General features: G+C 53.2%; 14 protein-coding genes. 3 read left to right on the top strand and 11 right to left on the bottom strand.

What is annotated here, in order from left to right; all coding sequences use genetic code 11:
- Positions 1 to 111 precede the first annotated feature (111 nt).
- Positions 112 to 423 carry a DUF1289 domain-containing protein gene (locus ACWAU4_RS17040; RefSeq protein WP_025011380.1) on the top strand — a complete coding sequence of 104 codons (312 nt, stop codon included), beginning with the start codon at positions 112 to 114 and terminating at the stop codon, positions 421 to 423.
- Here the strand turns inward: ACWAU4_RS17040 and ACWAU4_RS17035 are convergent.
- From ACWAU4_RS17035 to ACWAU4_RS17020, 4 genes are read right to left on the bottom strand one after another with little or no spacing between them, the layout of a single operon-like run.
- A complete protein-coding gene (locus tag ACWAU4_RS17035) occupies positions 410 to 1687 on the bottom strand; it encodes an ATP-binding protein (RefSeq protein ID WP_025889262.1) in 1278 nt (425 codons plus the stop codon). The genes ACWAU4_RS17040 and ACWAU4_RS17035 overlap by 14 nt on opposite strands.
- 19 nt (positions 1688 to 1706) lie before the next feature.
- Positions 1707 to 2420, bottom strand: coding sequence for a response regulator (locus tag ACWAU4_RS17030; protein ID WP_025889263.1), 714 nt, complete (start codon positions 2418 to 2420; stop codon positions 1707 to 1709).
- On the bottom strand, positions 2420 to 2842 hold the full coding sequence (locus ACWAU4_RS17025) for a DUF3019 domain-containing protein (RefSeq protein ID WP_234504309.1): 423 nt from the start codon (positions 2840 to 2842) through the stop codon (positions 2420 to 2422). The genes ACWAU4_RS17030 and ACWAU4_RS17025 overlap by 1 nt, the downstream gene beginning before the upstream one ends.
- Before the next feature lie 6 nt (positions 2843 to 2848).
- On the bottom strand, positions 2849 to 3721 hold the full coding sequence (locus ACWAU4_RS17020; protein WP_208194463.1) for a MipA/OmpV family protein: 873 nt from the start codon (positions 3719 to 3721) through the stop codon (positions 2849 to 2851).
- A gap of 201 nt (positions 3722 to 3922) precedes the next feature.
- Between ACWAU4_RS17020 and ACWAU4_RS17015 the strand changes: the two genes are divergently transcribed.
- Together ACWAU4_RS17015 and ACWAU4_RS17010 are read left to right on the top strand one after the other, a co-directional pair.
- The gene (locus tag ACWAU4_RS17015; protein ID WP_144161653.1) at positions 3923 to 5098 is read left to right on the top strand and encodes an acyl-CoA dehydrogenase; all 1176 of its coding nucleotides are present in this window, start codon (positions 3923 to 3925) and stop codon (positions 5096 to 5098) included.
- Positions 5099 to 5111: 13 nt separating this feature from the next.
- A complete protein-coding gene (locus ACWAU4_RS17010) occupies positions 5112 to 5645 on the top strand; it encodes a GNAT family N-acetyltransferase (RefSeq protein ID WP_223828856.1) in 534 nt (177 codons plus the stop codon).
- Here the strand turns inward: ACWAU4_RS17010 and ACWAU4_RS17005 are convergent, their stop codons facing one another.
- From ACWAU4_RS17005 to ACWAU4_RS16975, 7 genes are all read right to left on the bottom strand, one after another.
- A complete protein-coding gene (locus ACWAU4_RS17005) occupies positions 5646 to 6740 on the bottom strand; it encodes a calcium:cation antiporter (RefSeq protein ID WP_144161656.1) in 1095 nt (364 codons plus the stop codon).
- Between the two features lie 169 nt (positions 6741 to 6909).
- The gene (locus tag ACWAU4_RS17000) at positions 6910 to 7170 is read right to left on the bottom strand and encodes a hypothetical protein (RefSeq protein WP_025889269.1); all 261 of its coding nucleotides are present in this window, start codon (positions 7168 to 7170) and stop codon (positions 6910 to 6912) included.
- Positions 7167 to 7979 carry an SAM-dependent methyltransferase gene (locus ACWAU4_RS16995; protein ID WP_025889271.1) on the bottom strand — a complete coding sequence of 271 codons (813 nt, stop codon included), beginning with the start codon at positions 7977 to 7979 and terminating at the stop codon, positions 7167 to 7169. Before ACWAU4_RS16995 ends, ACWAU4_RS17000 begins: the two co-directional genes overlap by 4 nt.
- A gap of 34 nt (positions 7980 to 8013) precedes the next feature.
- Positions 8014 to 8604 (bottom strand): GNAT family N-acetyltransferase, encoded by a 591-nt coding sequence (locus ACWAU4_RS16990; protein ID WP_208162466.1) that lies wholly within the window; start codon positions 8602 to 8604, stop codon positions 8014 to 8016.
- 10 nt (positions 8605 to 8614) lie between these two features.
- Positions 8615 to 9574 (bottom strand): TerC family protein, encoded by a 960-nt coding sequence (locus ACWAU4_RS16985; protein ID WP_208142042.1) that lies wholly within the window; start codon positions 9572 to 9574, stop codon positions 8615 to 8617.
- Between the two features lie 339 nt (positions 9575 to 9913).
- On the bottom strand, positions 9914 to 12793 hold the full coding sequence (locus ACWAU4_RS16980; RefSeq protein WP_117199862.1) for a valine--tRNA ligase: 2880 nt from the start codon (positions 12791 to 12793) through the stop codon (positions 9914 to 9916).
- Positions 12794 to 12808: 15 nt separating this feature from the next.
- Entirely contained in the window at positions 12809 to 13273 is a 465-nt protein-coding gene (locus ACWAU4_RS16975; RefSeq protein WP_208125022.1) for a DNA polymerase III subunit chi, read from the bottom strand.
- Positions 13274 to 13352 lie beyond the last annotated feature (79 nt).

Below are 13352 nucleotides of genomic sequence, written 5' to 3'. Positions count from 1 at the left end.
ACTTTGTGCCAAAGCGGCCGCCAGTGCAAGAAGTGGATAAAAAATCGCCTTTTTAAGAATGAGATGATATACCTAAGGTTCAGCCGTCAGAGAGCCTGCATTTACGCCCCTATGGAACAACTGGTCTTTTTTGATATCCCCAGCCCCTGTATCGGTGTCTGCCAGACAGATGCCAAGGGCTATTGCAAAGGTTGTTTTCGGAACCGCGAAGAGAGGTTCGATTGGCTCAACTTTTCCGATGCCCGTAAATTGGATGTCATTCGCCTGTGCAAGGCGCGTAAACGGCGTTGGCAGCTGGCGCAGATAAAGGCGCGCAGGGAACAGCTCAAGGAGGAAGAGCTGCAGTTGAATCACAGCCTGGACTTTGATGCCAAAGGTGACGAAGACGAGCCTCTGGACTTCAGCGATTTCAGTCTCGATTGAATTCCCGCTTGGGCAGGCTGATGCAAAAACGAGTTTCCCCGGGGCGGCTGAACAGCAGGATTTCGCCGTGATGGCGTTCGACTATGCGCTTGATAATCGCCAGCCCCAACCCAAAGCCTTTATTGCTGTTGCGTGAGGTATCGCTGCGGACAAAGGGCTCGAAAATCTTGTGCTGTTCCTCTTCGGGGATCCCTTCACCATCGTCTTTAACCTCGATAGTTACCCTGTCTTTTTCTTCATTCAGTGTCACCAGAATTTGACTTTCGGCAAAGCGCTGGGCATTGGTGAGCAGGTTTTGCAGCGCTCTTTCAATCAAGGCCGGTTCACAGGTGAAGGGCAGTTTGGCGACTGAGCTATCCAGGGTTATCGGAATAGGGCTCAGGCTCTGCAGTCTGTCTATCACTTGGCGGCAGAGGGCGGTGAGATCGCAGCTCTCCTGTCTCAGCCCTGTTTGGGCCGACTCCAGGCTGGCGTAGGTGAGCATCTCCTGCAGCAAGGATTCCATCTCTTTGACATCTTCTGTCATGCCGGCAATAAAGTCGGCTCTGGCCGCTTCATCGGCGCCTTCACGGCAATAGTTGGGGATCAGCGCCAGGGCAAACTTGAGCCTGGCCAGCGGAGTGCGGATCTCGTGGGAGACAGCATTGGCCAGGTGGCGCTGGTTGTCGATAAGAGCACCGATATGCCGCGCCATCTCATTGAAGGTGTGCGCCAGGGGTTTTACCTGAGAACGGGGTGACAGCTTGATACGGGTATCCCATTTGGCCTGACCAAGTGCCTGGGTGGCTTGTTTCAGCACTTTGAGATCCCGTGATAGCGGCCAGACCCAAACCAGGGCAACCCCGGCCAGAGATAGATAGAAGAACAGGGTGAACAGGCCGCGCAGACTGGCTCTGGGGTCTGTATCTATTGGGCCTGTCATCAGCACCTGTTGATCCAGACGGATAAACTGCATCTGCTTGCCAGAGTTGGTCAGGGTGGTGAAGACTTCACCGGGAGCCAACTCGCCATCGTCTGCCAGGGTGATCTTGTCGGCACTGAACAGACGCAGCGGGTAAGTGGCATTGACATTGGCGGCGGCAATCGCCTGTTGCCGCTGCTCTGGGGGCATGGGCTTCAGCATGGCCGCCATCGCCATCAAAGGCGCATCGGCCAACAGTTCCGCCTCGTCATCGTGTTGCTGCCAGAGGGCGTCGAGGGTCCATCCCAGCCCGAGAAAACTCAGGCTGATCAGCAGGTACAAACTGATGAAGAGGCGTTTCACGCGGTAACCTAAAAGAGGATTAGCTGTTCCAGGCCTCGGGAGCAAATAGATATCCCTGGCCCCAGACCGTCTTGATCCTGAACGGTGTTTCTATGTTATCGCCCAGCTTCTTGCGCAGGCGGGAAATGCGCACGTCTATCTTGCGATCCTTACCGTCGAAATCGATATTCAGCAGGCATTGGTAGATATACTGGCGGCTCAGCACCTGGCCGGCCTGGGATGCCAGCAGCCACAGGAGTTCAAATTCGTGACTGGTGAGATCCACCTCTTTCTCGCCCAAACGAATCGCCTGAGTGTGAGGATCTATGCTCAGCTTGCCAAAGCTCAGGCAATGGGATTCTGCCATAGGTGGCTTGGTATGACGTCTCAGCAGATTGTTGATCCGCGCGACCAGGAGTGCCGGGTCAACCGGTTTAACCACATAGTCATCGGCGCCCAGTTCCAGGCCTTTGATCTGATCTTCGTTGGAGCCAAGTGCGCTCATCAGCAGGATAGGGCCGGCAAAGTAATCCGGCAGCTTTTCACATAATGTCAGTCCATCCATCCCCGGCAGCATGATGTCCAACAGGATAATGTCCGGTTTGTAGTTAAGCAGTCTGGTCAGTACTGTGTCACCGCGGCGCTCAACTTCTACATGCATGCCATGGGACTTGAGATAATCCACAATAAGGTTGGCAAGACGAATGTCGTCTTCCACCAATAAAACTCGGTGAGTCGATTGCGCTGAGGTCATCAGAATAAACTCCAAGGGTTACGATATCTTCGCCTGACGCTGGTGTCAGACACGGGCGTAGTTCTAAAGTAAACGCCGGCTAAGGTTTGCCATGTGTCTTTATCTACCATGACAAAGTGAATGTCCTCACTGGTTGTGAGTCGGAATGTGAGGCTGTGCACATCTTCAGTTTCACTGCACCAACGTTGTAACCCTTCGTAATCAGAAAGGATACAAACCGCACCGTTTGTATTACTCCAGCTTAAACTGACGTCAAGCGAACAGGTGTCCTCTTCACTCTTGAGAATACAGAGCTGTGGAGTGATAGCCAGCTTGGCTTCTTGATTATTATTATTATCTGGTTCGGCCTGTACCTTGGCTGCGAATATCATTGACAACATCAGCAGCGGGAACAGCCAACACCAGCCTTTTGCTAAGCGCACCTTGTTTTAAAACCTATAGGCAGCACCAATGAAAAAAGCTCTGACATCATCTTCATCCAGCAGAGGGCTCTTGGCTATTTCATCGGCAAGTTGGGTATAACGCAGTCCTAATACAAGATCCCAGTCCTCGTTGAGACTATAGCGACCGGTAAACTCCAGTCCGCGGTTAAAGCCTGAACTCCCCTGGTACGCCTGACTCCAATAGGCATTCTCGCTTGGTCTTACGCCAAAGTAATAGTCGACTATTTCTTTACTCTTCCATTCTATGTTCAGGGCAAACTCCAGTTTCCAGCGTTCCAATGTCAGATGATATAACCATCTGGCTTTGGCTTCAGTGCCCCGGTGAACATTGAACATATCATGTGTAAGCGAAAGTTTCAGTATACCGTATCGAGTGTAAATAAAAGCCTCGGCTCCGCCAAGAAATGTAAAGTGCCTGTCCTCCAATTCGTTAAAAACTTTTGGTGGTTCACTGCTTTGCATTAACATTACCGGCGCGGCGCGGCTCTCCGGGGTAATGGAGACTTGAGATCCGCCACTGAAGGTAAACACATTGCTGGGATCCCAGCGGTAGAAAAAAGCCCGCTCTCTGCTGTAAGCCGTCACCAGGTTGATGGTGTAGTTTTCCGACTCCGCCAGGGTCAGTCCCAGATTACCGTTGTCAAAAAACCAGTTCTCACCATAGTAGGCAATACTGGGGATCACATAGAGGGGAATATCGTCCTGATGGCGCAAGGGGTTGCTCTTTTGGCCGTAACCCAAAGCCAGTCCAAGATCCCATTCACCAACAGGTATGCACTCTCTCTCCTCGCAATAGGGATGGGCCCAGGCGCTGAGAGAAAAGAGGCTGATAATGAATAAACAGAGCCGTACAGACATGAATACCGGAAATATCAGTAATAACTATGACCAAGATTGTGCAGAAGATTAGCATTTGTCCGGCGCAAATTCAGAGATTTCTTTCGTAAAGGTTGCAATTTGATACAGACGTAATCTTTGTTTGGCAGAGGTTTCAGCTCTGGGCAGACATCCGGGACTGAGGTAGCATGATGAAAATCAGCTGAAAAAAAGGACAAAGCTATGGCCCGTAATCCCTTCGATTGGCAAGATCCCTTGCAGTTTGACAGTCTGTTGCAGCCGGAAGAAAGGATGATCCGTGACACTGTGCATGAATATGCCCAAAGCAAGTTGCAACCCAGGATCCTGCAGGCAAATCGCGAGCAATACTTTGATCCCGAGATCATGACAGAGCTCGGTGCTCTGGGGTTACTCGGGGCGACTTTGCCTACTGAATATGGCGGCGCCGGGGTCAACTATGTCAGCTATGGCCTGATTGCCCGGGAGATAGAGCGGGTCGACAGTGGTTATCGCTCGGCCATGAGTGTGCAGTCCTCTTTGGTGATGCATCCGATTTTTGCCTACGGCAGTGAAGAGCAGAAACAGAAATACCTGCCAAGGCTGGCACGGGGGGAGCTGATTGGCTGTTTCGGCCTTACCGAGCCGGATGTGGGGTCAGATCCCGGCGGCATGAAGACTCGCGCCGAAGCCATCCCCGGAGGGTATCGGCTCCATGGCAACAAGATGTGGATCACCAATTCACCGATTGCCGATCTCTTCCTGGTTTGGGCCAAGCTGGATGGGGTCATTCGTGGCTTTTTAGTGGAAAAGGGTACCCCTGGGCTGTCGGCGCCCAAGATAGAGGGCAAGTTCTCTCTCAGGGCCTCGATAACCGGCGAAATCGTGCTGGACGGGGTTGAAGTGGGTGTCGATGCTCTGCTGCCCAACGTCGAGGGGCTCAAGGGGCCCTTTGGCTGTCTCAACAAGGCCAGATACGGCATCGCCTGGGGCGCCTTGGGCGCGGCCGAGTTTTGCTGGCATGCCGCGCGGCAATACAGTCTGGACCGAGTCCAGTTTGGCAGGCCGCTGGCGGCCAATCAGCTGATCCAGAAAAAGCTGGTGGACATGCAGACAGAGATCACCACGGCGCTGTTTGCCTGCTTGCAGGCCGGTCGCTTGCTGGATCAGGACAGTTTGGCTATCGAGGCCATCTCGCTAATCAAGCGTAACTCCTGCGGCAAGGCGCTCGAAGTCGCTCGCCAGGCCAGGGACATTCACGGTGGTAATGGTATCAGTGACGAGTTTCATGTCATCCGGCATCTGATGAACCTGGAAGCGGTCAATACCTATGAGGGGACCCATGATATTCATGCCTTGATCCTGGGACGGGCCCAGACAGGCTTGGCGGCTTTTAGTTAAGGAGAACAACAGAGTGCAGGCAACAGAGTTTGAACCCAAGGTGAGTCAGTCACAACAAGAGGTAGTGGTGCGCCACAGCGAGCACACGGATATTCCGGCAATACGGGCGCTCTTTACTCAGCCCAGCTGTTATGCTGGCACCTTGCAGCAGCCCTTTCCGTCACTCGAAAAGTGGTATAAGCGTCTGGGCGAACTGCCGGATGGTTATTATTCACTGGTCGCAGAGTGGCAAGGGGAGGTGGCTGGTCAGCTCTCCTTACAGGTACAAACCAACCCCAGACGTAAGCATGTGGCCGATCTGGGGATGGCGGTGAGTGAAGAGTGCCGCGGTATCGGCGTGGGTTCTACGCTGTTGGCAGCCGCTGTGGATTTGGCCCATAACTGGTTGGCGGTGAGACGCCTTGAGCTGACGGTTTATACCGACAATCACGCCGCCATAGCGCTCTACAAACGCCATGGCTTTGTGATTGAGGGCGAGGCGAGGGACTATGCCTTCCGTGATGGCGAATATGTGGATGTGTTCTTCATGGCCAACATCCGCGAATGATTACTCAAACATCAAGAACAGATAGACCACAAACAACACCAAGTGAGTCGCCCCGTGCAGCGCATGGGTGCGGCCACTGCTGAAACTCACCTTACAAACCATCAGCGTGGTCACCAGCAGTACCATATCTGCGGGACTGAGCCCCAGCCTGACCTCTTCACCGGCAATACTGCCCACCAGAAGTACCGCAGGTACGGTCAGGGCTATGGTGGCCAGCACAGAACCAAAATAGAGATTCATCGCTCTTTGCAACTGATTATTGAGCGCGGCTTTTATGGCACCCACAGCTTCCGGCGCGAGAATAATACAGGCTACCAGGAAGCCACCCAGGCTCGCCGGCGCGCCCAGAGTGGTAATGCTGTAGTTGATGGGCATGGCCAGGGTCTTGGCCAGCAGCATTACGGTTACCAGGCAGATGAGCAACAGCACTCCGTGGTAGAGGTTGGAGTGGCTGGAGGCATGATGATGGTGCTCATCATCCAGGTGGTCGGCGTCGACAAAGAAATGGCTATGGCTCTTGGTTTGGATAATCAGGAAGATGCCGTAGAGCATTATCGACACCAAGCCAAGCATCCAGGACATGGAAACCGATAAGCCGCCTATGCTGCCGCCTTCGGTAAAATTGGGCAGCACCAGACACACCAGGGCCAGCGGGATAATGGCGACCAGGTAGGATTTTACCCCATCGAGATTGAATTGCTGGGTATGATAACGCCAACCGCCCAGCAGCAGTGTCAGCCCCACCAAGCCGGTAGAGATGATCATCACCACGGCAAACATGGTGTCCCGGGCCAGGGTTGGGTTGGAGTCACCTGTCAGCATCACAGAGGAGATCATCACCACTTCCAATGAGATCACCGACAGGGTGAGGATCAGGGTGCCATAGGGATCGCCCAGTCGAATAGCCAGAATATCTGAATGGCGCACGACCCCGAAAATGGTCCAGATCACTACCACAAGCAGCAATATCGACAGCGGGATATAAACGGCGAGCGGAGTTCCGTCCGCCAGATACTCAGCGCCACCTGTCTTAAAGAATAACAAGGTAATCAAGGCGATAAGCAGTGATATTTCTTCTTTGATAAAAGCCAGCATGGCAGGTTTCCATCGTCGCTATAAAGCCGCATTATACTTTGGCATTGGTGTCAAAAAAAACACCAATATGCTGTTTTCTCCCTCAAAAAATACAAACATAGTTATAAACAAACGGCATCAGTATTTTGAATGAAAACGGTGCAAGGGGGGGATTCCCCCCTATAAGAAATTATGCGCCTATGGCTAATAATGTGTTGCTCTCGTCATCCTCGTCGGTAGATTCCGATTCATCTTCGGTAAGAAAAAATATACAGAATACGTCCGGGCAAAGATCCAGCTCGGCCTTTAACTGCAGCAGATCTTTATCTTTGATGGCCATGGCTATTTCGGCGGATACCCCGGCTTCAGTCAGGGCTTTATCCAGCGCCTCGGGGGCGTGCAGGCTCGGGTCGGCGCCCAGTCGGGCCAGCAGGTTAATCACTTTACTCATACACTCTCCTCGGGTTGATGATACAAGGGCGCCTTGCTACCCAATGCCGCAAGGCGTGCTCGCATTTCTAAGTTAGGTTCGGGTTTTGCAGCCGGAGGGATCACCAAAGTGGTATGGAGCGCCAAAGTGGCCTCTACAAGGTCGCGCAGTTTAATGGCTTCTCTTCTGGGAGAGGCCAGCGCCGTGGTGGCGGCTTCATAAAGCCAGCAGGAGTGCTCTGGACTGTAGAGCCGATAGAGTTCTTCCAACAAGAGTTGCCGATTCTTGGCGTCTGTGATTGTCAGCCCCATGTCGAGATCGCCTGCCAGGCCTATCTGCCACAGGATCAGAGTAGCAGTCGGATCGACTCGCTTGTGGTAGAGCATGAATTGGGTTGCTTCAAAGTGCTGGCAACCATTTTGACCGGGATCTATGCCAAGGTCGGCATAGAGGCAATCGGCAGCGGATATGCCTGGCAGCATCTGCGCCTCAAAGCCTTCATTCCTGGCAATGGTCACTGCCTGGTGAGGCGCTTTGGCAAACACGCCTGGATGTCCATAGAAGGCACCGACCACTTTTTTACCCAAACGAACTTCACTTAGCATGGTATCGACCATCTCCCGATAGCTGAGATGGCGGGGTTTTCCGTGAGCATAGCAAGGCTGTAGCGAGCGGACATTGGCATTGAGTTCCTTAAGCCAGAGTTCGACCAGAGGGTCGGATACTCCACAAAACACTATATCGGCCTGCTCGATATGACTAAGGCTGACTGGACTCAGGTGAGCCCCCAGCATCATACCGACGCCGACACAGGTGATAGAGCCTTGCATTGATTTGGCCTCTTTAGTTGTTTTGCTAATGTTATCAATGTTTATTATTTTTTAAAGCGCTGTTGGTGGTCTGCCACAGAAATGACATCAAGCGGGAGTGCTCAGGCTCGGCCATGACTGGCTTAAACCCCATAGCCAAGGCGACTTTTTTCATCGGTTCGTTCTTTTTATGAGTACGAAGCAGCAGCTCATCGAGGGTCGCTTCATTTGAGAGTCGCTGCTGCATCAGGTGCAGTAGCTCCTTGGCATAACCTTGTCCCTGAGCCTGTGGGCGCAACAAAATGCCTATTTCGCCAGCTCGTCCGTAGCGGCTGAGGCCCAGTATGCCTATCGGGAGCTGCCTGCGGGTTTTGATACACCAACAATATGTTCGGGGCAGCAACTTGTTTTTGGCTGTCAGGGTATGGGTAAATCGCCTTTCGGCCTCTGTTTCACTGAGCTCAGCTGCGATAAAAGACATGACTTGAGGATCGCGATAAAGGCCGGTGAATAGGCCTCGATCTTCTTCCGCCAGTGGAGTCAATAATAGTCTGCTTGTCGATAAAGTGAATACCTTCATTCTGACATGTAGCTCTACAAGGTGTTGTAAAATTGTTAATTTATACGTTTGTCGAGCGACTGACAAGTGACAGATATTATGCCTGTGGTTGTTTACCCTTATCCCGGGTCAGCCACAAACTGCCCAATACACTGATCAGCAGGATAGCGGCGATGACCGCCAGTGCCAGCATGATAGGCAGATGATAGATATCCAGCAGAAGCATCTTGGTACCGATAAACATCAGGATCAGCGCCAGGCCATATTTGAGCAGCACAAAACGTTCGGCGGCGCCCGCCAGCAGAAAGTACATGGCCCTGAGTCCCATGATGGCAAAGATGTTGGAGGTTAGTACGATAAAGGGATCTGTCGTGACCGCGAAGATGGCCGGAATACTGTCCACCGCGAAGATGATGTCGCTGATCTCTACCAAAATCAGCGCCAGTAACAGGGGCGTGGCAAATAACATGCCGCGCCGACGCACCACAAAGCGCTCACCCTGAAGCTTTTTCACCACCTTCAGGTGTTTTCTGAGCCAGCCGAGCAGTTTGCTGTTGGAGAGATCGGTTTCATTCTCTTCCTTGGCAAACAGCATCTTGGCACCGGTAAACAGCAAAAAGGCCCCGAATAGATACAACACCCAGTGGAACTGATTAATCAGCCAGGTGCCGCCAAATACCATGGCGGCGCGCATGACTATGGCGCCCAGCACTCCGTAGAGCAGCACCCGCCTTTGCAGTTCGGCGGGGATGGCGAAATAGCTAAACAGCATCAACCAGACAAATACATTGTCCACGGCCAGGGCTTTTTCGATGAGATAGGCGGTGAGAAACTCCAGCCCTTGCTGATTGGCGACTTCGAGACCTGCGGTCTGTTTCAGATAGAACCAGATCCCTAAGTTGAACAGCATGGCGACACTTATCCACACCAGGGTCCAGATCCCCGCCTCTTTGACCGAGACTTTATGGCTGTGACCACCGCCGACAAACTTAAGATCTATCCAAAGGATCCCCAGTACTATTACCAGAAATCCGCTCCACAACCACCAGGTACCCATTTCGTTATCTCCAAATACAACAAAGCCTGCCACCGACGGCAGGCCAGCTGAAGGAGCACGGATCTTGCCTGTCGGCAAGGTCTCACTTACAAAGCACAGCTCAGTGGCTTTGCCCGGTTGCCGGGTGCGCAAACACCGTAATGACGACAAACCGGCGAGAAGTTACTCCCCTTGGAATATTCCCCAATCTAACAATATGTCATTCCGATAGCCAGCGCTGGCAGATGAAATTATCTTAATCTTGCCAACCCTCTGCCCTGGGCGCAAACGGAATGAAAAAAGGGCAGTCGATTGACTGCCCTTGATTGCCTATACTTGTTAGCCTATGCGGATTTACTGTCAGGCTTCCAGTTTGGCCAGCTCGGCTTGCTGCTCTTTGAGCTTGTCCATATCGCGCTTGAGATCAGCCATCTTGCTGCGCTCTTTGTCGATAACGGCTGCCGGGGCTTTGGCAACAAAGCCTTCATTGGACAGCTTGCCTTCAATGCGGGCGACTTCGCCACTCAGCTTGTCCAGCTGTTTGTCGATACGAGCCATCTCAGCCGCTACGTCGATAAGCCCTGCCATAGGGATCAACAGTTCCATCTCGCCCACCAGTTGGGTGGTGGACATGGGCGCGTTGTCGCCATCGGCCAGAATCGTCATGCTTTCCAGCTTGGCCAGGGTAGTGAAGAAGGTTTGGTTGGCTTCTACACGGGCCTTGTCGCGGGCACTGACACTGCGCAGCAAGGCGTTGAGCGGCTTGGATGGAGCTATGTTCAGCTCGGCGCGGATGTTACGCACGGCAACAATCACTTGCTTGACCCATTCCAAGTCGGCCATGGCCTCGGTATCGACTTTGTCGGCCTGATACTCGGGGAAGGCGGCCAGCATCAGGGTTTCCCCTTCCACACCGGCAAGTGGTTTGACACGGTGCCAGATGGTTTCAGTGATATATGGCATCAGTGGGTGCATCAGGCGCAACAGCTGCTCGAGTACAGTCACCAGAGTATGACGGGTGCCACGCTGCTCGGCTTCAGAGCCGTTTTGCAGCACAGGCTTGGTCAGCTCAAGATACCAGTCACAGAACTGGTTCCAGGTGAATTCGTACAGGGTATTGGCGGCCAGGTCGAAACGATAGGCGCCCATATGCTCTTCGAAGGTCTTGACCGTTTGGTTGAATAGACCTGTGATCCAGCGATCCGCCAGCGACAGCTGCATCTCACCGCCGGCCTTGCCGTTAGGTGAGTTGGGGCCGCAATCCTGATCTTCTGTATTCATCAGTACATAGCGGGAAGCATTCCACAGCTTGTTACAAAAACTGCGGTAACCGTCCAGGCGCTTCATGTCCCAGTTGATGTCACGGCCGGTGGACGCCATGGCAGCCAGGGTAAAGCGCAGCGCGTCGGTACCGTGGGCTTCGATGCCGTCGGCAAACTCCTTGCGGGTGCTCTTTTCTATCTTGGCGGCCAGCTGCGGTTGCATCATGTTACCGGTGCGCTTGCCAACCAGAGATTCGAGATCTATGCCATCGATCATATCCAGAGGATCCAGCACATTACCCTTGGACTTGGACATCTTGTTGCCTTGCTCATCACGGATAAGCCCGGTCACATAGACAGTCTTGAAAGGCACCTGAGGTGTGCCGTCTTCATCCTTGATGAAGTGCATGGTCATCATGATCATCCGGGCTACCCAGAAGAAGATGATGTCGAAACCTGTCACCAGCACGTCTGTGGGGTGGAAGGTTTTCAGCTCAGGAGTTTGCTGTGGCCAGCCCAGGGTTGAGAAGGTCCACAGGGCAGAGGAGAACCAGGTATCCAGTACATCATCGTCCTGACGCAGAGCAATATCGCTTGCCAAGTTGTGCTTGGCGCGTACTTCTGCTTCGTTACGGCCGACGTAGACCTTGCCGCTGTCGTCATACCAGGCCGGAATGCGATGACCCCACCACAGCTGACGTGAAATACACCAGTCCTGAATGTCACGCATCCAGGAGAAGTACATGTTCTCGTATTGCTGAGGCACAAACTTGATATCGCCGTTTTCCACCGCTTCTATGGCTGTCTTGGCCAGTGGTTTGACAGACACATACCATTGGTCTGTCAGCAGCGGCTCAATCACCACGCCGCTGCGGTCGCCATAAGGCACTTTCAGGCCGTGGGGCTCGATTTTTTCCAAAAGACCCAGGGTCTCGAATTCGGCGACAACTGCATCGCGGGCCTTGAATCTGTCCATACCGGCATAACGGCTTGGCAAAGAGGCGTCCAATTCGGTGTTGAGGCTACCGTCGACATTCACCACTTCGGCCACAGTGCGGATGGCGGCATCCTGGGTGAGTATGTTGAACATAGGCAGATTATGACGCTTGCCGACTTCATAGTCGTTGAAGTCGTGGGCCGGGGTGATCTTCACGCAACCGGTACCAAACTCCATATCCACATAGTCATCGGCCACCACAGGAATACGGCGGTTAACGATTGGCAGAATGATCTCTTTGCCTATCAGGGATTGATAACGTTCATCGTCAGGGTGCACGGCAACGGCGCTGTCACCCAGCATGGTTTCCGGACGTGTGGTGGCGACAATCAGATAGTCTTTACCGTCGGCGGTCAGGGCGCCATCGGCGAGTGGATAGCGGAAATGCCACATGTGGCCCTGCTTTTCCTTGTTTTCCACTTCCAGATCGGAAATTGCAGTGTGCAGCTTGGGATCCCAGTTAACCAGGCGTTTACCGCGATAGATGAGATCATCTTCATAGAGGCGAACAAACACTTCCTGCACTGCTTCCGACAGACCTTCGTCCATGGTGAAACGCTCGCGGTCCCAGTCTACTGAGGCGCCCAGGCGACGCATCTGGCGGGTAATGGTGCCACCGGACTGGTTCTTCCATTCCCATACCTTGTCCATAAAGGCTTCACGGCCCAGGTCGTGGCGGCTCTTGCCTTCTTCGGCGGCGACTTTGCGCTCCACCAACATCTGGGTGGCGATACCGGCATGGTCGGTACCCACTTGCCAGAGGGTGTTCTTGCCTTTCATCCGCTGGTAACGGATCAGGGTGTCCATAATGGTATCCTGGAAGGCGTGTCCCATATGCAGGCTGCCGGTGACATTCGGCGGCGGGATCATGATGCAATAGTTGCCCTGGGACTCGTCACCGTGGGGCTTGAAGTAACCTTTCTCTTCCCATACACGGTAGAGCGCTTGTTCAATAGACTGCGGATTGTATGTTTTTTCCATGGGAACTGTCGTTTCTCAAACAAAATTAAGTGGTTGTGTTGCCAAATCCTGGGTGCTGAGCGTGACTCCCAGATTACGATACTGGCGGTATCTGTCCCTGGCCAGGGCCTTGTGTTGCTCATCACCGGCAACAAAATCTATGATCCTGCCAAAGTTTACCGCAAACGCCGGGGCTTCATTGGCCAGATTGATCAGTATCGGACGGCGTTGATTGGGCCCCAGCCTGTCAAAGCCGATTTCAACCGGTGCACCGGCGGCAGGGCCTTCCCCTTTGAGGTTGTGGGGTACAAAAGCACTGGGCTCAAACTGCCACAGCAGCTCGTCAATCCCATGGGCCTGAGCCTGATCCTCACAGTGAATATAGAGCCATTCACCGTTTGCATAATGCTGCCCGGCCAACTGACAGGCAAGCAGTTGCAACCGCTCGGCGCTTGGTTGCTGTGCTGCATTCGGCAGCAGATAAAAAGTTGCCTTGCTCATCGCCTGCATCTCACCCCTGCACAGAACACTGGTAGCCATTTGACATAAGAGGAGGATTTTACACCTTTTGGCCAAAGGT

It is taken from the genome of Shewanella sp. FeAMO, assembly GCF_053653955.1.
The sequence above is the reverse complement of the archived record's forward strand: the minus strand, read 5'-3'. Positions and strand labels throughout refer to the sequence as shown.

Bases quoted from the DNA above. Each gene is read 5' to 3' on its own strand.
- ACWAU4_RS17040 (WP_025011380.1), top strand. From the start codon at position 112: ATGGAACAACTGGTCTTTTTTGATATCCCCAGCCCCTGTATCGGTGTC.
- ACWAU4_RS17030 (WP_025889263.1), bottom strand. From the start codon at position 2,420: ATGACCTCAGCGCAATCGACTCACCGAGTTTTATTGGTGGAAGACGAC.
- ACWAU4_RS17020 (WP_208194463.1), bottom strand. From the start codon at position 3,721: ATGTCTGTACGGCTCTGTTTATTCATTATCAGCCTCTTTTCTCTCAGC.
- ACWAU4_RS17015 (WP_144161653.1), top strand. From the start codon at position 3,923: ATGGCCCGTAATCCCTTCGATTGGCAAGATCCCTTGCAGTTTGACAGT.
- ACWAU4_RS17005 (WP_144161656.1), bottom strand. From the start codon at position 6,740: ATGCTGGCTTTTATCAAAGAAGAAATATCACTGCTTATCGCCTTGATT.
- ACWAU4_RS17000 (WP_025889269.1), bottom strand. From the start codon at position 7,170: ATGAGTAAAGTGATTAACCTGCTGGCCCGACTGGGCGCCGACCCGAGC.
- ACWAU4_RS16995 (WP_025889271.1), bottom strand. From the start codon at position 7,979: ATGCAAGGCTCTATCACCTGTGTCGGCGTCGGTATGATGCTGGGGGCT.
- ACWAU4_RS16985 (WP_208142042.1), bottom strand. From the start codon at position 9,574: ATGGGTACCTGGTGGTTGTGGAGCGGATTTCTGGTAATAGTACTGGGG.
- ACWAU4_RS16980 (WP_117199862.1), bottom strand. From the start codon at position 12,793: ATGGAAAAAACATACAATCCGCAGTCTATTGAACAAGCGCTCTACCGT.
- ACWAU4_RS16975 (WP_208125022.1), bottom strand. From the start codon at position 13,273: ATGAGCAAGGCAACTTTTTATCTGCTGCCGAATGCAGCACAGCAACCA.